This window comes from Caballeronia concitans, from assembly GCF_001544615.1.
Taxonomy (GTDB): domain Bacteria; phylum Pseudomonadota; class Gammaproteobacteria; order Burkholderiales; family Burkholderiaceae; genus Caballeronia; species Caballeronia concitans.
The window spans coordinates 493,609-514,621 of sequence record NZ_FCNV02000002.1 but is presented as its reverse complement, the minus strand read 5'-3'; the positions used below and the strand labels follow the sequence as shown (position 1 = coordinate 514,621).

General features: G+C 65.3%; 22 protein-coding genes and 1 pseudogene. 12 read left to right on the top strand and 11 right to left on the bottom strand.

Annotation, left to right across the window (positions count from 1 at the left end):
• Positions 1-38 precede the first annotated feature (38 nt).
• From AWB72_RS08485 to AWB72_RS08475, 3 genes are all read left to right on the top strand, one after another.
• Entirely contained in the window at positions 39-818 is a 780-nt protein-coding gene (locus AWB72_RS08485) for a hypothetical protein (RefSeq protein ID WP_040050681.1), read from the top strand.
• 142 nt (positions 819-960) lie between these two features.
• The gene (locus AWB72_RS08480; protein ID WP_040050844.1) at positions 961-1,977 is read left to right on the top strand and encodes an ABC transporter substrate-binding protein; all 1,017 of its coding nucleotides are present in this window, start codon (positions 961-963) and stop codon (positions 1,975-1,977) included.
• A 72-nt stretch (positions 1,978-2,049) separates the two neighbouring features.
• Positions 2,050-2,985, top strand: a complete 936-nt coding sequence (locus AWB72_RS08475; RefSeq protein WP_040050843.1) for a TauD/TfdA dioxygenase family protein — start codon at positions 2,050-2,052, stop codon at positions 2,983-2,985.
• Positions 2,986-3,018: 33 nt separating this feature from the next.
• Here AWB72_RS08475 and AWB72_RS08470 read toward each other — a convergent pair whose 3' ends face one another.
• The 9 genes from AWB72_RS08470 to AWB72_RS08430 are packed head-to-tail and all read right to left on the bottom strand — an operon-like array spanning position 3,019 to position 11,294.
• On the bottom strand, positions 3,019-3,372 hold the full coding sequence (locus AWB72_RS08470; RefSeq protein WP_040050680.1) for a RidA family protein: 354 nt from the start codon (positions 3,370-3,372) through the stop codon (positions 3,019-3,021).
• Positions 3,373-3,401: 29 nt separating this feature from the next.
• A complete protein-coding gene (locus tag AWB72_RS08465) occupies positions 3,402-4,574 on the bottom strand; it encodes an NAD(P)/FAD-dependent oxidoreductase (protein WP_040050679.1) in 1,173 nt (390 codons plus the stop codon).
• Positions 4,567-5,973, bottom strand: a complete 1,407-nt coding sequence (locus AWB72_RS08460) for an FAD/NAD(P)-dependent oxidoreductase (protein WP_040050678.1) — start codon at positions 5,971-5,973, stop codon at positions 4,567-4,569. Before AWB72_RS08460 ends, AWB72_RS08465 begins: the two co-directional genes overlap by 8 nt.
• Positions 5,963-6,316 (bottom strand): (2Fe-2S)-binding protein, encoded by a 354-nt coding sequence (locus AWB72_RS08455; protein ID WP_040050677.1) that lies wholly within the window; start codon positions 6,314-6,316, stop codon positions 5,963-5,965. The genes AWB72_RS08460 and AWB72_RS08455 overlap by 11 nt, the downstream gene beginning before the upstream one ends.
• 7 nt (positions 6,317-6,323) lie before the next feature.
• Entirely contained in the window at positions 6,324-7,451 is a 1,128-nt protein-coding gene (locus tag AWB72_RS08450) for an NAD(P)/FAD-dependent oxidoreductase (RefSeq protein WP_040050676.1), read from the bottom strand.
• Entirely contained in the window at positions 7,448-8,245 is a 798-nt protein-coding gene (locus tag AWB72_RS08445) for an ABC transporter permease (RefSeq protein WP_040050675.1), read from the bottom strand. Before AWB72_RS08445 ends, AWB72_RS08450 begins: the two co-directional genes overlap by 4 nt.
• Before the next feature lie 15 nt (positions 8,246-8,260).
• Positions 8,261-9,133, bottom strand: a complete 873-nt coding sequence (locus AWB72_RS08440) for an ABC transporter permease (RefSeq protein WP_040050674.1) — start codon at positions 9,131-9,133, stop codon at positions 8,261-8,263.
• Positions 9,120-10,199: an ABC transporter ATP-binding protein gene (locus AWB72_RS08435; RefSeq protein ID WP_040050673.1), complete on the bottom strand. Its 1,080-nt coding sequence runs from the start codon at positions 10,197-10,199 to the stop codon at positions 9,120-9,122. The genes AWB72_RS08440 and AWB72_RS08435 overlap by 14 nt, the downstream gene beginning before the upstream one ends.
• A gap of 48 nt (positions 10,200-10,247) precedes the next feature.
• A complete protein-coding gene (locus AWB72_RS08430) occupies positions 10,248-11,294 on the bottom strand; it encodes an ABC transporter substrate-binding protein (RefSeq protein WP_040050672.1) in 1,047 nt (348 codons plus the stop codon).
• 156 nt (positions 11,295-11,450) lie between these two features.
• On the opposite strand from AWB72_RS08430, the gene AWB72_RS08425 reads away from it, so the two are divergent.
• From AWB72_RS08425 to AWB72_RS08400, 6 genes and pseudogenes are all read left to right on the top strand, one after another.
• The gene (locus AWB72_RS08425; RefSeq protein ID WP_040050671.1) at positions 11,451-12,380 is read left to right on the top strand and encodes a LysR substrate-binding domain-containing protein; all 930 of its coding nucleotides are present in this window, start codon (positions 11,451-11,453) and stop codon (positions 12,378-12,380) included.
• A gap of 108 nt (positions 12,381-12,488) precedes the next feature.
• Positions 12,489-13,529, top strand: coding sequence for a zinc-dependent alcohol dehydrogenase family protein (locus AWB72_RS08420; RefSeq protein WP_040050842.1), 1,041 nt, complete (start codon positions 12,489-12,491; stop codon positions 13,527-13,529).
• 25 nt (positions 13,530-13,554) lie between these two features.
• Complete coding sequence (locus AWB72_RS08415; protein WP_084592911.1) at positions 13,555-14,061, top strand: flavodoxin family protein; 507 nt, start codon at positions 13,555-13,557, stop codon at positions 14,059-14,061.
• Between the two features lie 75 nt (positions 14,062-14,136).
• Positions 14,137-14,442, top strand: a complete 306-nt coding sequence (locus AWB72_RS08410) for a hypothetical protein (protein ID WP_040050841.1) — start codon at positions 14,137-14,139, stop codon at positions 14,440-14,442.
• 97 nt (positions 14,443-14,539) lie between these two features.
• Positions 14,540-14,806: pseudogene (locus tag AWB72_RS29350) on the top strand (DUF1488 family protein); the annotation flags it as partial.
• Positions 14,807-14,955: 149 nt separating this feature from the next.
• Positions 14,956-15,945, top strand: coding sequence for a zinc-dependent alcohol dehydrogenase family protein (locus AWB72_RS08400; protein ID WP_040050839.1), 990 nt, complete (start codon positions 14,956-14,958; stop codon positions 15,943-15,945).
• 2 nt (positions 15,946-15,947) lie between these two features.
• On the opposite strand, the gene AWB72_RS08395 is transcribed toward AWB72_RS08400, so the two are convergent.
• Positions 15,948-17,021: a PAS domain-containing sensor histidine kinase gene (locus tag AWB72_RS08395; RefSeq protein WP_040050669.1), complete on the bottom strand. Its 1,074-nt coding sequence runs from the start codon at positions 17,019-17,021 to the stop codon at positions 15,948-15,950.
• 243 nt (positions 17,022-17,264) lie between these two features.
• Here AWB72_RS08395 and AWB72_RS08390 point away from each other — a divergent pair, with 243 nt between their 5' ends.
• A complete protein-coding gene (locus tag AWB72_RS08390) occupies positions 17,265-17,960 on the top strand; it encodes a CBS domain-containing protein (protein ID WP_040050668.1) in 696 nt (231 codons plus the stop codon).
• 8 nt (positions 17,961-17,968) lie between these two features.
• Here the strand turns inward: AWB72_RS08390 and AWB72_RS08385 are convergent, their stop codons facing one another.
• Positions 17,969-19,456: an amidase gene (locus AWB72_RS08385; RefSeq protein WP_040050667.1), complete on the bottom strand. Its 1,488-nt coding sequence runs from the start codon at positions 19,454-19,456 to the stop codon at positions 17,969-17,971.
• A 326-nt stretch (positions 19,457-19,782) separates the two neighbouring features.
• Between AWB72_RS08385 and AWB72_RS08380 the strand changes: the two genes are divergently transcribed.
• Complete coding sequence (locus AWB72_RS08380) at positions 19,783-20,667, top strand: LysR family transcriptional regulator (RefSeq protein ID WP_040050666.1); 885 nt, start codon at positions 19,783-19,785, stop codon at positions 20,665-20,667.
• 57 nt (positions 20,668-20,724) lie between these two features.
• Positions 20,725-20,973, top strand: coding sequence for a DUF3072 domain-containing protein (locus AWB72_RS08375; RefSeq protein ID WP_052449888.1), 249 nt, complete (start codon positions 20,725-20,727; stop codon positions 20,971-20,973).
• Positions 20,974-21,013 lie beyond the last annotated feature (40 nt).

The window sequence follows — 21,013 nt, the reverse complement described above, 5'->3', positions numbered from 1 at the left end:
CGGCAGCCAGAATAAACCACAAGACAACGAAGACGCCCATGAAACTGCTTTCCCGATTGACGCTGCTCGCGCTGCCCGTGCTGGCGGCCTGCGGTGGCGGCGGCCACGACGAATCGTGCGTCACCGACCTCAACAACCTTCAGAGGAGTTGCGTGCCGAAGACGTCGCACGCGGTTCCCGAAGGCATCTGGTACGGCGCGGTGAATAGCGACTTCTCGGTCGCGGCGCAAACCATCGTGCTGGAAACGGGGCAGTACTTCACCGTCTTCACCAAGCAAGGCTCGTTTTCGTGGCTGATCGAAGGCATCATGACGGCCACCAACGGCAACTTCACCGATTCCGCGACGCTCGGCGCGGTCTCGAGCTCGATTCGCGGGGGATCGCTGTCCGGCACGTTCGCAACGAAGAGCACGCTCAGCGCGACCACCACGCTCTCATTGAAAGCGGACGATACGAGCACCACGCCCTTCAACGGCAACTACAACGCGACGTACGACACGCCGCTCGGCATCAGCGACGTGGCGCGCACGTGGTCGAGCACATCGGGCATCGTGCCGGCCGCGACCATCACCATCGCCGTCGATGGCACCGCCAAAGGCGCAGCCGCCGATTCGCGCGGACTGTGCACGTTCACCGGCAGCTTCAAGCCGCGCGCCACCGGCAAGCATCTGCTCGACGGCACGCTGAATTTCTCGGGCTCGACGTGCTATCTCGACAGCGTGTCGGTGCCCGTGGAAGCCACCGTCGTCAACGGCCTGCTCACGGTGGTCGGCGTCACGCCGCAACGCAACGCCGCGTTCTACTTCTCCGCGCAGTAATCGGGGTTGGGCGGAGCGCATGCGTTTCGCCCGTTCCCTTTGCGCGTGAGCGCATATCCCTATCATCCTTTCTTCGTTGGGCGGGAAGGATGCCGCCTGTACAGTGAACGTTCTCGGCGCTTTGCGCTTCAACGTTCATCGTATGACGACCTTCGCTCGCCTCACACGCATCTTTTCCTGCATCGCGTTGATCGCCGCGTTCGGTGCGCCTTCGAGTCGCGCGCACGCTGAAGGGAGCGTCAGGATCGTCGATCAATACGGTGTCGGTTCCTTGCTGCTGAAAGTGGCGAAAGACCAGAAGCTGATCGAGAAGGAAGGCGCACGCGCGGGCCTTGCCATCGATGTTCAATGGACCACGCTCTCGGGCGGCGCAGCGGTGAACGAAGCGCTGCTGTCAGGCGCGGCCGATATCGCGACGCTCGGCATCGGTCCACTCATGACCATCTGGGACCGCACGCGCGGGCATCAGGACTTCCGCGCAATGTCGGCGCAAAGCGCGGTGCCCGTGTACCTTGTATCGAACGATCCGCGCATTCGCAGCATCAGGGATATCGGTGAGAAAGACCGCATTGCGGTGGTGTCCGTCGCGGTATCGCAGCAAGGGCGGCTCTTGCAGATGGCGTCCGCGCAGGCGTTCGGCGACGCGCAATACGCGCGGCTCGATCGTTATGAAGTGAGCATGCCGCATGCGGACGCCACAACCGCGATGCTCTCGGGCAGTTCCGTCATCAGCCTGCATTTTTCGAATGCGCCGTATCAGTATCAGGAACTCGACGATCCGAAGATCCACAAGGTAATCAGTTCTACCGATATTCTCGGCGGCCTCGCGACGAGCAGCGTCGCGGTCACGTCGGACAAGTGGCGCAAGGATAATCCGAAGACCTATGCGGCGGTACGCGCGGCGCTCGCGGACGCTGCGCGGCTCATCGAAAACGACAAGGCGCAGGCGGCATCCATCTACATCCGGCAGGACGGTTCGAAGCTCGCGCCCGCATTCGTCGAACGCATTCTCAACGACAAGGAAGTCAGCTTCGCCACGACGCCGAACAACACGCTCTCGCTCGGCGCGTTCCTGTACAAGGTCGGCGTAATAAGGCACGAGCCGAAGTCGTGGCGCGACTACTTCTTCGCGGACGACCCCAACGCACAAGGCAGTTGAGCGCCATTTCATCCATCGAACGGAGACACCTCAGTGAACGCAGCCGTTATCGCCCATGATTCGCGCGAAGAGATAGAAGCCCACGATGCGGGTGTGAAAGTGAGTCCGCTGTCGGCGCATATCGGCGCGGAGATCAGCGGTGTCGATCTGAAGCAGACGTTGTCGGCGGCGCAAGTGAAGGCCATTCGCGCCGCGCTCCTGAAGTGGCGCGTCGTGTTCTTTCGCGAGCAGTTTCTGAGTCACGAACAGCATGTCGCATTCTCGGCGCAGTTCGGCGAATTGACGTTGGGACATCCGGTGTTCGGCCATGTCGATGGTCACCCGGAAATCTACTCGATCTCCAAGTTTCGCAAGGCGACGCGCTTCGAAGGACAAGCGCTGCTGCGTCCGTGGACAGGCTGGCATACGGACGTGACGGCGGCGGTGAATCCGCCGTTTGCATCGATACTGCGCGGCGTAACCATTCCGCCCTATGGCGGCGACACGCAATGGACCAATCTCGTGATCGCGTACGAGAAGCTGTCCGCGCCGTTGCGCGCATTCGTCGATGGCTTGCGCGGCGTGCATCGCTTCGCGCCGCCGCAAGGCGCGAGCGGCACGCATGCGTTCTCGCAAGCGGTCGATGCACGCACGCTGATCAGCGAACATCCGCTCGTGCGCGTGCATCCGGAAACGGGCGAACGCGCGCTGTATGTGAGCCCGAGCTTCCTGAAGCAGATCGTGGGACTTGCGCCGCGCGAGAGTCAGGCGCTGCTCGAACTGCTGTGGGAACATGTGACGCGGCCCGAGTTCACAGTGCGCTTCAAGTGGGAAGCGGGCAGCATCGCGTTCTGGGATAACCGTGCGACCGCGCATCTCGCGCCGAGCGATATCTTCGATCTCGACTTCGATCGCCAGCTTTATCGCACGACGCTTGTCGGCGATGTGCCGGTCGGCCCGGATGGAAGAACGTCGGTGGCGATCGAAGGATCGCCCGTGGGTGCAGCGGCTGCGGTGGCGATGAACTAGCGCGCTCATCGCCATTCACGCACGACAACGCGATCAGGCCAGCGCGACGACCGCGATCTCGACCAGCAATTCCGGTGCGGCGAGCTTCGCCTGCACGGTCGCACGCGCGGGCGCGTGGCCTTGCGGCACCCATGCGTCCCACACGGCGTTCATGCCGGCGAAGTCGCGGTCGATGTCCGCGAGCCACACTTGCGCGGACACGAGCCGCGTCTTGTCGATGCCGGCTTTCTCGAGGAACGCATCGATCTTGTCCAGCACCTTTGCGGTTTGCACCTTGATGTCGGGCGTGTGATCGGCGGAAGTCTGACCGCCGACGAACACGAGCCCGCCTGCCTTGACGACGCGGCTCATGCGCTGATTGGTTTCAATGCGAACGATATCGCTCATACGTGTTCTCCGGTATTGAGTATGTTGAATTAGTGAGTGGCGAGATGCCTGGCGTCCGCGTCTGAAGCAGCCGCGCGCGCCTCGAACCGGTCGACGGCGAAGGCATCGAGTGAAATGGATGGCGCGCCATCCAGCATCAGTTCCGACACGAGCTTGCCGCAGCCGGGTCCCAGTTGAAAGCCGCTGCCGCAATATCCGAACGAGTAATAGAGATTCGATGCCTTGCGGCTCGCGGATATCACCGGCAGTTCATCCTCGGTGAACGCTTCGACGCCGGCCCATGCGCGATTCACGCCGAGATGACGCAGATGCGGGAAGAGATCGGTGACGGTCTGCGCGCTGCGCACGAGGCGCATGAAATCCACTTCGCCATGACGGTTCGCCAGCTCCGCGATGCCGATCAGCTTCCCGCCGATCACCACCGTGCCGTTGTCGAATTGCTTGAACGAGAGCGGGCGGCCCGTTGCGCCGAGCGTCGCACGGCAGAAGGGCGCCACGCGATGCGTGACCATCAGCATCAGCCCTTCGGGATGCACCGGCACCGGTTCGCCCACCTGCTTCGCGAGTTCGCCGGACCACGCGCCCGCAGTGACCAAGAGCTTCTCCGCGCTGAACGCGCCTTGTGTCGTATGTGCGAACCACCGCGCGCCTCGCTGCTCGATGCGCCGCACCGGCGTTCCTTCGAGAAACCTCGCGCCGAGCCTTTGTGCCGCGAGGCGAAACGCCGTGGTCGTGCGAAAGGGCAGCGCATAGCCATCGCGCTCGACCCATATGCCGCCCGTCACGTGCCGCGCGAGCGCGGGTTCCAGTTCCAGCACGGTCTCGCGATCGATCACTTTCTCATGCGTGAAGCCATGCGATTCGAGCAGCGCGACGCGTTCACGGCACGCTTCGAGTTCGTCGTCGGTCTCGGCAATCTTTAGTTGTCCGGATGGAACGAAGCCGCCATCCTCGCCGATGAGTTCGGTCATGCCGTGCCATATCTCGCGCGACATCAGCGCGAGCGGAATCTCCGGCAGCGGACGCCCGAGCGTGCGCACGCCGCCCGCGTTCACGCCGGACGAATGACGCGCGACGTAATCCGCTTCGAGCACGATGACCTTCGCGCCGCGACGCGCCAGATGAAACGCGCTGCTCGTGCCGTGCAGGCCGCCGCCGATCACGAGCACATCGGCTTCCTGTACCGCGCGTGCATCATTCACCGGCGAGTTCTCCGAGCGTGAGCGGCTTGATCGGCGGACGAATGCGGTAATAGCCCACTTCCGCGGGCGACACGCGGCGCGCATCCGCGATGACTTCCGTCACCGTGAGACCGCACATGCGGCCCTGGCACGGGCCCATGCCGCAGCGCCCGAACGACTTTGCCTGATTCGGTCCGACACAGCCGAGTTCGACGAACTTGCGCAACTCGCCCGCCGTGACTTCCTCGCATCGGCACACGATGGTCTCGTTGCGCGGAATGCGGTTGACGTCGCGCGGACGATAGAGGCTGTCGAGAAACGGCCGGATGCGCAGCACGCCCGCGAGCGTGCGCCGCTGGGCAAGCGCTTCGGCATCGCGCTTCGCGTCGTTGATCGCGCCGAGTTGCGCGGCCACGGCGAGTCCCGCGAGCATGCCCTGCAAGGCTGCCGCCTGTGCGCCGCCGATGCCCGCGCCATCGCCCGCGACGAAGATGCCAGGCACATCCAACTCGCCCCATGCATCGACCTTGGGCGTGAAGCAGAGCTGGGCATCGTCCCATCGGTGCGATGCGCGCAACGCCTGCGTGAACTGCGTGTTCGGCACGACGCCCTGATGCAGCAGAATAACGTCGGCTTCGATGCGATGCGCCGCGCCTTGCGTCGTGAAGGTGAGCGCGGCCGCGCGCTCCACGTTGTCCGTGCCGATGCGCGCCTCCACGCGCAGGTCGTCGGCGGCCTCGAAGATCGGCACGCCGGCCTCGCGCAACGTGCGAATCAATTGCAGTCCCTTCGAGAGGAACGGCCACGCGCGCAACGCCGACAGCATGTGACGCTTCGCGCGCCAGCGATCTTCGTGGCGCGTGGTATCGACCAATGCGCGGATCGGCACGCCCGCGCGCACGTATTGCCAGCCGAGCAGATACAGCAGCGGCCCGCAGCCCGCGAGGACCGGCGGCGCGGCGGGCACTTCGCCCGCGCTCTTCAAGAGAATCTGCGCGGCGCCCGCCGTCAGCACGCCGGGCAGCGTCCAGCCGGGAATCGGAAAGGGGCGCTCGAGCGCGCCGCTCGCGAGAATCACGCGCTGTGCGTCGAAGCTGCCGATCTTGCCGTCCTTCAGATAATTGACGCCGCGTTCGCGCGTGACCTGCCACACGGTCGCGTTCGTGATGTGGCGCGCGCCGGAAGTAGCGAAAGACTCGGCGATGGTCGCGCCCGCTGCATAGTCGGGGCCGAGTATCTGCTTGCGCTGCGTATCCGCTTTCACGATACCGCGATAAATCTGCCCGCCGACGGCGTCCTGTTCGTCGATCAAGACGGTCTTGAGACCCGCGCGCGCCGCGACGGTCGCCGCGCGCATGCCGGCGGGGCCTGCGCCGACGACGACCACATCGACGGCTTCGGATGCGAAATCAGCGGCCATGCGCGTTCTCCAGAGGGGCATCGGTGAGATTCATCGGCGGCAGATCGCGCGCGCCTTCCTGCGAGCGAATCCGCATGCCGGCCTTCACTTCGACCATGCAGCTCTGGCGGCTCGGCACGCCGTCTATCTCGACGAGGCATTCGAAGCACGCGCCCATCATGCAGTACGGCGCACGCGGCGCGCCCGAGACCGGCGTCGCACGAAAGCGCGACACGCCCGCCGCGAGCAGCGCCGCCGCGACCGAGCGGCCGCCCGGCACGGACAGGCGCTGATCGTTGAACCAGATGTCGATGGCCGCGCCTTCGCCGTTTAGCGGCTTGAACAACGTCGTGTGAGAAGTCATGTCGGATTCAGTGTGCGAGTGTCAATTGTTCGGCGTTCCCGAAACGGCGCGCGGAAAACGCGGGCAATTCGTCGGGCATCGGCGCACCCGCGATCCACGGCGCGATGCGCATGGCATGCGCCGCCGCGAGCGTCACGCCGCTATGACAAGTGACGACGAACGCGCCCGGGTGCGCTTCGGACTGGTTGTAGATCGGGAAACCGTCGGGGCTATAGACGCGCAACGCGGCCCACATGCGCACGAGCCGCACGTTTTGCAGCATCGGAAAGGCGCGCACGCCGCGACGCGCGATGTCGGCGAGCACGTGCGTCGTGGTGAAATCGTTGAAGCCGACTTCTTCCATTGAATCGCCGAACTGCACGGAACCTTCGTCGGTTTGACGCACGTTGAGCGTCGGATAGTGGAGAAACGGCGCGACGCGTTCGCTCACGAGCACTTGCCCGCGATTCGGCGCGACCGGCGCGTTCAGCCCGACGAACGGCGCGAGCGTGCGATTGCCGAGGCCCGCCGCGAGCACCACGCGCGATGCGCGATACGTGCCGCGCTTGCCGTGCACGACGAAGCCGTTCGCCTCCGGCACGATGCGTTCCGCGCGTTCGCCCGACACGAGCGTCACGCCGCGCGCCTGCATCGCCACATGCAGCGCGCGCAGCAGCTTGAGCGGATTGACGTGGCCGTCCATCGGCGTGTAGCTCGCGCCGATCACCGTCCGGCCGATTTGCGGAATGCGCGCGCGCACGTCGGCGGCATCGAGCATTTCGTAGGGATAGTCGCCCAGTTCGGCCTTGAGCGTCGAGAGGCGTTTTTCGCGGTCGGCGAGCTCGGCGTCGTTGAAACAGAAGTGGAAGCCGCCCGGCTGCTTGAGCGCCACGTCGATGCCCGTTTCCTGCAACAACGAGTCCGCCAGTTGCGGCCAGCGCGTGGCCGAACTGCGCGACCATCGCGCGTAAGGCGAAAGACCGTAGCCCTTGCCCTGAATCCACACGAGGCCGAAGTTGCCGCGCGAGGCGCGAAAACCGCCGTCGTCCTCGTCGAGCACGGTCACGCGCGCGCCTTCGCGGGCGAGGCCGTACGCCACGGCTGAACCGACGAGGCCGCCGCCGAGCACCAGCACGTCGGGGCTGGAAGATGTCATCGCGCTTCTCCGATCAGAATGCGGTCGAGTCCGACCATGCGGTCGAGCAGAATCATCAAGAGCACCGTGCCGACGATCAGCACCGCCGACACCGAGGCGACCAGCGGATCGATCGTCTGCGCGATCTGGTTGTACATGGCGACGGGCAGCGTCGTGGTGCCGGGCGTCGCGACGAAGATGGTCATCGTGAGTTCGTCGAAGCTCTGGATGAAGGACAGCACCCAGCCGCCCGCGACACCCGTGCGAATCATCGGCAGCACCACGCGGCGAAACGCGGTGAAGCGGCTCGCGCCACACGAGAGCGCGGCGCGTTCGGCATCGCGATCGAGTCCTACCGCCGACGACAACGCGAGCCGCAGCGCATACGGCAGCACGATGATCACGTGCGCGCACACCAGCGACCAGAACGATCCCGACAGGTGCAGGAGCGACAGGAAGCGCAGGAACGCGATGCCGAGCACGACCGCGGGAATCATCATCGGCGAGAGAAAGAAGCTCGTGAGCGCGGCGCGGCCCGGAAAGCGATAACGGGCGATGGCGAGCGCGGCAGGCACCGCGAGCAGCACGCCGATGGTCGCCGCCGCGAACGCGAGGCGGATCGACAGCCAGAAAGCCGCGACGATGTCGCCGTTCTCGAGGATCGCGCGGAACCAGCGCAGCGACGCGCCATCGAAGGGCATCGAGATGAAGCCCTTGTCCGTGAACGCGACGAGCATTACCACCGCGAGCGGCGCAATGATGAACGTGAGAAAGAACGCGTTATAGACGAGGCCGAGTATGCCGTTCTGTTTCATGTCGTTGCCTCGCGCTCAGTCGAAGATGTGCTTGAAGCGGCGTTCGGCGAGCCGGCTGCAGCCCATCACGATCGCCACGTTCGCAATCAGCAGCAGCACCGCGATGCTCGCGCCGAGCGGCCAGTTCAGCGTGCCGAGGAATTCGTCGTAGGCGGCGGTGGCGACCACTTTCAGACGCCTTCCGCCGATGAGCGCGGGCGTCGCGAACGCGGATGCCGACAACGCGAACACGATGATCGATCCGGACAGCACGCCCGGCATGATCTGCGGCAGCACCACGCGTCGAAACACCGCGAACGGCGATCCGCCGAGCGAGCGGCCCGCCCATTCCACCTGGCTGTCGAGCTTCTGCATGTTCGCCCACACGGACATCACCATGAAGGGCACCAGAACGTGCGTGAGCGCGATGATCATGCCGGTCATCGTGAAGACGAGGCGAATGGGTTCGTCCGTGATATGCAGCGCCTGCAACACGTTGTTGAGCACGCCGTTGTTGCCGAGCAGGATCTGCCAGCCGAGCGTTCTCACGACCACGGAAATGAGCAGCGGACCGAGCACGATGAGCAGGCACAGCGACTGCCACGGCCGCTTCATGCGCGCAAGCACGATGGTCTCCGGCACGCCGAGCACGATGGACAGCAGCGTCACCGCGAACGCAAGCCCCGCCGTGCGCAGGAAGATCGTGCCATAGTAAGGATCGCTAACGACGTTCCAATAGTTCGTCAGCGTGTACGTGCTTTGAATGCCGGCGGTATCGCTGAAAACGCGGAACGACAGCATCAGCGTGAGCAGCAACGGCACCAGCAAGAGGCCGATGAACAGCAGCAGCGCGGGACCGGACAGCAGCCACGGCGCGGCGCCGGGACGCGCGTCGTCAAGCGTGGCCATGCGCGCCTCCCGCCGTGTCTTGCGTGAGCACGCGCAGGTCGTCGTCGGTCCATGCAAGGCCGACTTCATCGCCTTCCTCGGGCGGCGGCGCGCCATGATTCGGCTGCGCCACGCGCAATTTGCCGAGATGCGTCTCGACTTCGAGCAGCCATTGATTGCCGACGAACACGCGCGTGGAAATGCGTCCGCGCACGCGGGCATCGCCATTGGCGAGGTGCAGTTTCTCGGGGCGGATATACACGTTCACCGCGCCATCGACATGACGGCCTTCATGCGGCACATGCAGCGTCGCGCCCGCGACGGACACTTCCGCGCAACGCGGATTGCGCCGCAGCACTTCGCCCGAGAACGCATTCGTGCGCCCGAGAAACGTCGATGCGAACGGCGTCGCGGGGCGTTCATACGCGTCGTACGGCGTGCTCAGTTGCGCGATGGTCCCGCGATGCATCACCGCGATGCGATCGCTCATGGTCATTGCTTCGACCTGATCGTGCGTGACGAGAATCGTCGTGATGCCGAGGCGCTTCTGGATGGCGCGCAACTCGATGTGCATCTCTTCTCGGAGCTTGGCGTCGAGGTTCGACATCGGCTCGTCGAGCAGCAGCAGTTCGGGTTCCATCGCAATGGCCCGCGCGATGGCCACGCGCTGCCGCTGGCCGCCCGACAGTTCCTTCGGATAGCGATGCCCGAGGCCGTTGAGCCGCACGAGCGCAAGCGCTTCGGCCACGCGCGCTTCGCGCTCCTTGCGCTTGACCTTGCGCATTTCCAGCCCGAAGCCGACGTTGCCCGCGACCGTCATGTGCGGAAAGAGCGCATAGCTCTGGAACACCACGCCGATGCCGCGCTTCTCCGGGCGCTCGTGCGTGATGTCGCGGCCATCGAGCAGAATGCGGCCCGTGCTCGGCGTGACGAAGCCCGCGACCATTTGCAGCGTCGTCGTCTTGCCGCAGCCCGAAGGCCCGAGCAGCGAGAGAAGTTCGCCGCGCTCGACATCGAGATCGAGTTGCTCGATGGCGGTGAAATCGCCGTAGCGTTTGGAAATGCCTTGCAGCGTCAGGAAGGCCATGCGCCTTGCTCCTTCATCGAGTCACGTGCACCAGAGCCGGTGTGGGAATCAGCGTTCGACCGAACGGTTCCAGCGCTCCGTCCATTCCGTGCGATGCTGGTTGATGCTCGTCCAGTCCATCGGCGTGAGCTTCGCGATCTGGTCCGGGCCATAAGGCACGCGCGCGGCAACTTCCGGCGTGAGCTTGACCGTCTTGTTGACCGGACCAAGGCCGATAGCCTGCGCCTGCATCGCCTGCACTTCGGGGCTCAGGATGTACTGCACGAATTGCTGCGAGAGCTGCGGCTGCGCGTTCTCCGCGACGGCGCATGCGGCCACCTGCAGCGCGACCGCGCCTTCCTTCGGATACACGAACTTGAGCGGAAAGCCCGTGTTTTGCAGGGCCACGGCGCGGCCGCTGCCGTAGGGCGCGAGGATCACGTCGCCGGATTGCATCTGGCCGTCCATCTCGCCGGGCGTCGGCGCCCACGAAAGCACGTTCGGCGCGACCTGCTTGGTCATCGCGGTGAAGCCGGGATCGATGTTCTTCTCGCCGCCGCCGTTCAGGCGCGCGAGCATCACGAGCGTATGCAGGCCATACGTGTTGGTGATCGGCGGCACGCCGAGCTTGCCCTTGATGCGCGAGTCCGTGAGCACCTTCCACGAATCGGGCGGCGGCAGGCCCGCCTTCCTGAACGCTTCCTCGTTATAGCCGATGCCGGTCGCCACCATGCCGACGCCCACGGCCGTCGGCCCGATCTTCGCGAGCGGATAGAGGTCGTTCATCACGGGTGCGTCTTCGATCTTCGCGCAAAGGCCGAGCTGCATCGCCTGATACATGGGGCCGTCGTCCATCACCGCGACGTTGATCTGCTGATGGCCCTTTTGCGCCTGCAATTTCGCGAGCGTGTCGCTGGAATTGCCGGCGACATAGACGATCTTGACGTTATGCGCCTTCTCGAACGGCGGAATCACCTTCTGCCGATACAACTGCTCGTTCGAGCCGCCCACGTTGGCGACATAGAGCGTCGTTTCGGCATGCGAGAGCAGCGGGGCAGCAAGGCAGAGTGCGGCGAAGGCGGGGGCGGACAGACGGCGATGCAACGCTCTTTTCATGACGACGATCTCCAGTTCCGGTATGTGCGAGGCGGCTTCGAACCTGAGCCTGAGAGGCAGTGTCGCGCCGGCGGTTCATATCGTCCAATACGAATAAAATACCTATCCATGCAGGGATGATATGGATCATGGTTGTTCCGATGAGGGAAAACGCGCATGAATCTGAAGCACATCGAGGCGTTTCGCGCAGTAATGGTCTCGGGGTCGATGACCGCCGCCGCCAAGGCGCTGTTCACGTCGCAGCCCAACGTGAGCCGCCTCATTTCACAGCTCGAACGCGACACGGGCCTGCAGCTTTTTCAGCGCAGCGGCGTGCGCCTGATCCCGACGAGCGAAGGCACCGCATTCTTCCGCGAAGTGGAGCGGGCGTTCGTCGGTTTGCAGGGACTCGCCAACGCGGCGGCGCAGATCCGCAATCTCGGCAGCGGCCGTCTGCGCATCGCGGCGATGCCGTCGGCGGGCATGACGCTCGTACCGCATGCCATCAAACGCTTCGTCGCGCTGTTTCCGGAAGTCACGGTGTCGTTGCACGTGAATACGTCGGGCACGATCAATCACTGGACCGCCTCGCAGTTCTGCGATCTGGGCGTGGCCGTGTATGTGAGCGAGGCGTCGGACTGCGAGATCGAGCAGCTATCCAGCGTGGCCGCCGTTTGCGTGATGCCGGCGGCGCACAGGCTCGCGGCGAAGCGTGTCATCCGGCCCGAGGATCTCGAAGGCGAATCGTTCATTTCGCTCTGTCACGGGGACGGCACGCGCGCCATGATGGACGACGTGTTCCAGCGCGCGGGCGTCAATCGCGTGCTCGCCATCGAGGCGCAATACACGGCCATGTGCTGCGAAATGGTGCGGCACGGGATGGGCGTGACGCTCGCGCATCCTATCGTCGCGCGCGACTATGCGGGGCCGGAGATCGCCATTCGGCCGTTTCTGCCGGCCACGCTGTTTCCGATGTATCTGCTCTTTCCGCCGCACAGGCCGCGCGAGCGGCTCGCCACGGCGTTCGTCGATGTCCTGCGCGGGTTGCAGGACGAACTGCTCGCGGAAGTGGTGCCGCCAAGGCGTATCGCGCGCGCGGCGCGTTGACGCTTTCGCACGCACATCGCGCATCGCTTGACCCAGGTCAAGGGCCGCTTTCGCCGCGCGAATAAAGTGGCCGGGTTCATCCAACGCCAATGTGTGAGGAGCCCGATGATGAAAGCACTCGTCTACCACGGTCCGGGAAGAAAGTCGCTCGACGAGCGTCCGTTGCCGAAGGTCGTCGCGCCCACGGATGCGATCGTCCGCGTGACGCGCACGACCATCTGCGGCACCGACCTGCATATCCTCAAGGGCGACGTGCCGACGTGCGAGCCCGGCCGCGTGCTCGGGCACGAAGGCGTGGGCGTCGTCGAACATGTCGGCGCGGCGGTCGCGGCGTTCAAGCCGGGCGATCACGTGCTGATCTCGTGCATTTCGTCGTGCGGAAAATGCGATGCGTGCCGGCGCGGCATGTACTCGCATTGCGCGACGGGCGGCTGGATTCTCGGCAACAAGATCGACGGCACGCAGGCCGAATACGTGCGCATTCCGCACGCCGACACGAGCCTGTATCCGATTCCCGCGGGCGTGGAGGAAGAAGCGCTCGTGATGCTGTCGGACATTCTGCCGACGGGCTTCGAATGCGGCGTGCTCAACGGCCGCGTGCAGCCGGGCTCGACCGTCGCGATCGTCGGCGCGGGACCGATCGGACTCGCCGCCCTGCTCACCGCGCAGTTCTACACTCCGGCGCAGATCATCATGATCGATCGCGACAAGCACCGGCTGGAAGTGGCGAGCACGTTCGGCGCGAGCGCGTGCATCGACATTGCGCGCACCGATCCCGTCGAGGAAACGCTGCGCCTGACCGACGGCGCGGGCGTCGATTGCGCGGTGGAAGCGGTGGGCGTGCCTTCGACGTTCGAGCTGTGCCAGGCGATCATCGCGGCGGGCGGGACCATCGCGAATGTCGGCGTGCATGGCGTGAAGGCGGACCTGCATCTGGAAACGCTGTGGGACCGCAATATCAACATCACGACGCGGCTCGTCGATACCGTCAGCACGCCGATGCTGCTCAAGACCGTGCGCGCGGGGCGGCTCGCGCCGAAGCAGCTCATTACGCATCGCTTCGGGCTGAACCGCGTGCTGGATGCTTACGACACGTTCAGCCGCGCGGCGGAGACCGGTGCGCTGAAGGTGATCATCGAAGTGGCGTGAAGCGCTTTCCTTGCGGAGGATGGCCGTGTCCAGAGTGCTCGTGGTCTGCTATTCCCGAAGCGGCCGGACGCGCGCGGTCGGCGCGGCGATCGCCAGGCGGCTGGAGGCCGATTTCGAAGCGATCGCCGAGCCTGAGGATCGCGCGGGGCCGATCGGTTATGCGCGCGCGATCATCGATACCGTGTTCGGACGCACCGTTCGCGTCGACGCTCCCCGGCACGAACCCGCGTGCTACGAGCTGGTGGTCATCGGCACGCCGGTCTGGGCGGGCACCGTGAGCGCGCCGGTGCGTTCGTGGATCCTCGCCAACCGGCGCAAGCTGCCGTACGTGGCCTTTTTCTGCACGGAGCACATGCGTGGCGAGTCCACCGCATTCAGGGACATGACGGCGGCGAGCGGCAAGCAGCCGGTGGCGCGCTGTGCGATCAGGGGCAACCCCGGCGACGACGGCGAACGCCGCCTGCTGGATGCTTTCGCCGATCGCATCCGGCGCAAGCTCGCGCGCATCGACAAGGTGGAGTGGGTCGTCTAGTTTCGCCATGACAGTGTGAAGTCAGCGCTTCAACGCATCGGGGCAATCAGAACAGGACGATGGGAGTTGCCGATCATGGGCCTCGGAATGCAGATCGCGTGCCTCGGATTCGCGAGTCCCGGCGAGGTGGAGCGCGATGCCGGCGCGGAACTCGTGCTTCTATCGCGCACGGCGGGCGATATTCTCGACTGTCATCTGACCGTCGAGTCTTACGACGACGAATCGGGGCGCAGGCTCCATCGCGCGCGGCTCGACATGGTCACGTGCGACTTAGAGCTGCTGCCGGGGCCGGGCATGACGGATGCCGAATCGCGCGTCGCAATACATCGCGCTTTCGAGCATGCGGAGCACGTGCTGCGGGAACGCGGGTCCGGGCGTTGATCTACATCAACGTTCATGCAGACTCGCGCGCGATGATTGAGAGCGTAGGTCACGGTGCATGCGCCGCGCGCTTCCACGTCCTGCGAGGCCCCTCATCATGGACATTGCGTTTCCCGCCACTCCGCCCGTCTATCAGGGCGACGAACCCGCGCTCACGTTCGACGCAATCGCCGACGGCGAGCACATCGCCTGCACGATATCGGCGGAAGCGCTGCGCGACCATTTCGGCGCGGCGTCGTCGCGGGAAGAGGACTTGCGGCGCGCGTTCGAGAACAACCGCGTCGCGATAGAAGGCGCCGCCGAGCAATTGCTCACGAGCGTCGGACGCAAGCCGGTCATGCTTCGCAGCGGCTACTTCCGGTTCAGCGGCAGCGTGCCGTCGGGATTCAACGCACATCGCGATCCACGTGTGACGAGCGGCACCCCTTCCGCGCAACACGAATCCGAGCTGCAAAAGCCGCCCGAAGCCGCGAAGAAGCCGCGCGGCGGACGGGAGACGCCCGGAGCCAAATGATGCGCGCGATGCTCTATGACGGAACATCGCCCGAATTGCGCGCCGCCGAACTCGACGATCCCGTCGCGGGCGCGGGCCAACTGCTGATCGATATCGCCGCGTGCGGCGTGTGCCGCACCGACCTGCATGTGGTCGATGGCGAACTCGCGCATCCGAAGCGCCCGGTGATACCGGGGCACGAAGTCGTCGGTCGCGTCGCGGCGATCGGCGCGGGCGTCGAAGGCTTCTCGCCCGGCGAGCGCGTCGGCGTGCCGTGGCTCGGCCATACGTGCGGGCAGTGCCGTTATTGCGCGAGCCATCGCGAGAATCTGTGCGATGCGCCCGGCTTCACCGGCTATACGCTCGATGGCGGCTATGCCACGCGCATCGTCGCCGATAGCCGTTTCTGCCTGCCGTTGCCGTCGCGCTATTCGGACGTCGAAGCCGCGCCGCTGCTGTGCGCCGGACTCATCGGCTATAGAACGCTGAAGATGGCGGGCGACGCGAGGCGCATCGGCATATACGGGTTCGGCGCGGCGGCGCATATCGTCGCGCAAGTGGCGCGCCACGAAGGGCGCACGGTCTACGCGTTCACGCGGGCGGGCGATACGGCGGCGCAAGCGCTCGCGCTCGATCTCGGCGCGCACTGGGCCGGCAGCAGCGACGAACGCGCGCCCGACGAACTCGATGCCGCGCTGATCTTCGCGCCCGCCGGTGCGCTCGTGCCGGTCGCGCTCGGCGCGGTGGCGAAGGGCGGCGTGGTGGTGTGCGGCGGCATCCACATGAGCGACATTCCCGCGTTTCCTTATGCGCTGCTTTGGGGCGAGCGGCGCATCGTATCGGTGGCGAACCTGACGCGCGCGGACGGCGCGGCGTTCATGGCCTGCGCGGACGCCGTTGCGCTTCGCATTCGCACACGAACCTACGCGCTCGCCGATGCAAACCAGGCGCTCGCCGATCTTCGCGCGGGACGGCTGGCGGGCGCGGCGGTATTGCGCATCGGCGATTGAGGTCAAGCGCGACCGTCGCTCATCATCGCGCTCAAAGGCAGCGTCACGTCGATGCGGAATCCTTCGCCCGGCCTGCTATGAAACACGATGACGCCGCCCAGTTGCCGCACGCGTTCGCCCATGCCGAGCAGGCCGAATGCGCTCGGGTCGCGCTTGCCGAGGGTCGCGCCGCGGCCGTTGTCCTCGATGCGCAACGTGCAGTGCGCCGCCGTGCAGCCGATGACGATGCGCACTTCGCTCGCCTCTGCATGCCGCGCGACGTTCGTGAGCGCTTCCTGCACGAGCCTGAATACCGAGGTCGATGCCGCCGCGCCGAATTCGATCTCCTCGCCTTCGATGACGAGCGCGATCTCGATGCCGTAGCGGCGGCGAAAGTCGTTGACGAGCCACTCGATGGCGGCGAAGAGACCGAGGTCGTCGAGCACGGGGGGGCGCAGGCCAGCCGCGATTCGTCTGACCGAAGCGATGATCGTGTCGATCTGCGCTTCTATCGGCTGGATGTCGGCGCGCGGAGGGCGTGCGGCGGCGTTGCCGAGCGTGGCGATCTGCATCTTCAAAGCGGCCAGCTGCTGGCCGAGGTCGTCGTGCAATTCGCGCGCAATCGACGCGCGTTCGTTTTCGAGCGCGGCCTGCACGTGCGCGGATAAATCGCGCGCATGCTGAAGTTCAGCCAGGCGCAGGCGGTCGGTCAGGTCGCGCGTGACCTTGGCGAAGCCGATCAGCTTGCCGTTCGCGTCATGCAGCGCCGTGACGACGACGTTCGCCCAGAAGCGCGTGCCGTCCTTGCGAACGCGCCAGCCTTCGTCCTCGATGCGGCCCGCACGCGCCGCTGCATCGAGTTCGTGTTGCGGCTTGCCCGTCTCGACATCTTCGCGCGGATAAAAGACCGAAAAATGACGGCCCACGATTTCGCACGCGTCATAGCCTTTGATACGTTGCGCGCCATTGTTCCAGGTAGCGACATGACCGCGCGCATCGAGCAGAAAGATGGCGTAGTCCTCGACCGTTTCCACTAAAAGGCGGAAGTGCGCGTCGGTCTGCAAGGGCGAAGAAAGCGTCGGTTCGTCGGGCGTCATGAACGGATCGATTGAGGTTCGGATCGGTTGAAGTTCGGGCCGCATGTGCCAGTGTAGACGCCGCGACTTGGCGCGTCACGTCACGACGTGCGCGGTCCCGCATCCGGCGCATATGACGCACGATTGACACACGTCAAGGCTGTGCATGGCGTGAAGGGTATCGTGGACACGCATAAGCCAGAAGCAGCGGTCGCTTCGATCAACTGACGAATTCACTCGAATCCAACATTCAAGGAGCCCATCATGCAAGCACGCGATGTGATGACATCGAACGTCGTGACCGTCACGCCCGACACCACCGTCCGCGAACTGGCGCAATTGCTGGTGAAGCATCGCATCAGCGCGACGCCGGTCGTCGATGAAAAGGGGCATGTGATCGGCATGGTCAGCGAAGGCGACCTGCTTCATCGCAGCGAAACCGATACCGAGAAGCGCCAGGGCCGGCGTTCATGGTGGCTCGATCTCGTCGGCTCCGATGGCGCGGCGGACTACGTGAAGTCGCACGCGCGCAAGGTCGGCGAGATCATGAGCCGCAACGTGGTGTGCGTGGAAGAGGACGCGTCGCTCGGGGAAATCGCCGCGTTGCTGGAAAGCCGGCACATCAAGCGCGTGCCGGTGCTGCGCGACCGGCGGCTCGTCGGCATCGTCAGCCGTTCGAATCTGGTGCAGGCGCTGGCTTCCGCGCCGGACGACGAAGCCGAGCCGGGTGTATCCCCGAGCGATAACGAAATCCGCGCGATGCTCATGGGCGAACTCTCCGGGCGCGGCTGGGCGTTTCCCGGGCGCAATATCGTCGTGCGCAACGGCGTCGTGCATTTGTGGGGCACGGTCTGGTCCACGGAACAACTCGAAGCCATGCGCACCGCTTCGGTGAATATTCCCGGCGTGAAGTACGTGGAAGACCACACCATTCCGTATCCCATCATGCCGGGCATCTGACCGAGCGCTTATCCGTGCACGGGCGGATGCGTGACGATCGACGTCAGCTCCGCCACCGGCGCGCGCAGTTTCGCGAGGTCGGGCGTCGGGCGCTTGAGCGCATCGTCGTTGGCGAACGCGGTTTCGAGCGCTTCGGCGATATCGAGCAGGCGCGCATCGCCACGAAGCGCGCCGATGAGTTGCAGGCCGAACGGCATGCCCGCGTGATCGACACCGCACGGCAGCGAGACCGCGGGGTTCGTCATCAGCGAGATGACGTAAGTGAGGCCGAGCCAGCGATAGTACGTGTCGAGCGGCTTGCCGTTGATCGCGTCGAGATGCCATTGCGACCACGGGAACGGCGTGATGGGCGTGGTCGGTGAGACGATGATGTCGTAGCGCTGCAACTGCTGCTGAAAGCGTCGATACAGCGTGGTCTGCGTCGCGTGCGCCCACACGACATCGGCGAGGGTCATCGTCACGCCCATTTCGTAGTTCGCGCGCGTGTTCGGTCCGAGCAGCGACGGATCGCGCTCATACGTCTCGCGGAACTGGGCGATGAAGTTCTGCGCGCGAATGACATCGAAAGTGCGATGCACGTCGGTCATATCGAACGCGACAGGCTCGCAAACCCCCACATGCTCGGCGAGCTTCTGCATCTTCGCGCGGAAGGTGGCGCGTGTTGCGTCATCTAATGCGCAATCGCCGAAGTCCTCGGTGAAGCCGATACGCAAGCGCGCGATACCCATCGGCCGGCGTTGCGCGAAGGCGTCGGCATCGATTTCGTAGCCGAGCGGATCGCGCGCGTCGAAGCCCGCTTGCGCCGCGAGCAGAAGGCGCGTGTCCGCGACGGTGCGCGCCATCGGCCCGCTCACGGTGATGGGCGTCCAGCCGAGCTCGCGCCGGTCGCTCGGCACGAGTCCCGGCGAAGGTCGAAAGCCGACCACGCCGCATAACGCCGCAGGAATGCGCAGCGAGCCGCCCGTGTCCGATCCCGTGCAAAGCGGCAGCATGTCGGTGGCGAGCGCGACCGCCGATCCTCCCGACGATCCGCCCGCGTTCAGCAAGGGCGCGAACGGATTGCCCGTCGCGCCCCACACCACGTTGCGCGTGTTCGCGCCCGCGCCCATCTCCGGCGTGTTCGTCTTCGCCGCGACGACGGCGCCCGCCGCACGAATGCGCGCGACCATCGCGTTGTCGTGCTCGGGGATGTTCGCGCGATAAAGCGGCGAGCCGTACGTGGTGAGCACGCCCGCCGTTTCTTCCAGATCTTTCACGCCGATGGGCAAGCCATGCAGCAAGCCGAGCGGCTCCCCCTGCATGACGGCTTCTTCCGCGCGATGCGCCTCTACGCGCGCGCGTTCGAAGCAACGCGCGGCCAGGGCGTTGACGGCGGGATTGACGGCTTCGATGCGCGCGATGCACGCGTCGAGCAATTCGACCGGCGACACATCGCGGTCACCGATGAGCCTGCGTGCATCGACGGCGGAAAGGGAAACGAGCGAGTCTTGCGTCATGTTCGTTAAAGGGGGTGTGGGCGAGGCGGTCAGTATCGCGCGTGTTACGGATTGCTGCATCGCGCGGCGTCGCGCTTACCTCGACGGACCTCGCGGATCGCGCCGGACAACGGCAAAGCTCAACGCAATCGATCCGAGGGCCGGACGCTCTTCCACCCGAATGCGCCGAGGGCGTGGTGAAGGCGGGGGCGATGTCGTATCGGCACGGGCGGCGGGCTTCTTGACGGACATATCACGCTCCTCGAACGAAAGTTGAGAAAGCCATTGAACGCCGCTTCGTTCGATTTGTAAAATGAATGATTGTCTGTGTTCAATCACCAAACGGAATGGAAATCAAACTGCTGAAGACGTTCATCGCCGTCGCGGAACTGCGTCATTTCAGCCGCGCCGCCGATGCGCTGCACATGAGCCAGCCCGCGCTCAGCAAGCAGATCGGCGCGCTGGAGGCGAGCGTCGGCGGGAAGCTTTTCGAGCGCGGCAGGCACGGCGCGGAACTCACGCTGTTCGGCGAGCGTTTTTTGCCCGATGCGCAGTCGCTCGTCGGCGACGCCGACGACATGCTCGCCCGCGCGCGCGATGCGAGCAGCGGCCGCGTCGGGCATTTGCGAATCGGGATCTGTCTGTCGGTGCTGACGCTCGTGCCGCGCGTGATCGCTGAGTTTCGGCGCGAGAATCCGGGCGTGGCGATCACGTTGAGCGACCTGTCATCGGCGGAGCAGGCGCGGCGGCTTCTTGCGGGCAAGCTCGACGCAGGCTTTCTGCGCTTGCCGGCGGCCGCGGGATTGTCGTCGTTCAAGGTGATCGATGAAGGCCTCGCGCTCGCCATGCCGGCGCAAAGCCGCTACAAGCGCCTGCCCGCCAATCTGGACGTGCTGAACGACATCGGGTTCATTGCGTTGTCGCGCGCACGCGGGCCGGGCCTTGCCGCTCAGATCGACCGATGGTGCAGCGAGCGGCGCTTCGTGCCGAACGTCACGCAACATGCGGAAGACGTGCAGTCGGTGCTGACATCGGTGGCGGCGGGCGTGGGCGTCGCGTTCATTCCGTCGCGCGCGCAACACTTGCTGCGCGATGCGACCGTGCTGCCGCTGCCGGGCAAACAGGCGAAGTGGCGCGTGGGACTCGCGTGGCCATCGGCGCGAGAACATGCGGTGACGGCGCGCTTCGTGTCGCACGTGCGCGGGGCGCTATCGCGCCAAGCGAACGATTGAGGCACGCTCCTTGCGCCATGCATCGACGGTAAAGCGCCATGCAAGGAGGACACCGTCATGAAAGGACAGAGCAACGAAAACGCGGGACACATCGACAACCCGAAGGCATCGCCCACGTCGAATGCCGAGAAGGATCCCGACGAATGGGTGACCGGCGACGAGCCGATGACCGGCGCGCAAGCGTCGTATCTGAAGACGCTGTCGGAAGAGGCGAAGGAGCCGTTCGATCCGTCGCTGACGAAAGCCGATGCCTCGCGCCGGATCGAAGAACTGCAGGAAAAGACGGGCCGCGGACAAAAGTCCTGACGCCGCGAGCCGAAGACGATCATGCCGCCGCGCGCAAGGG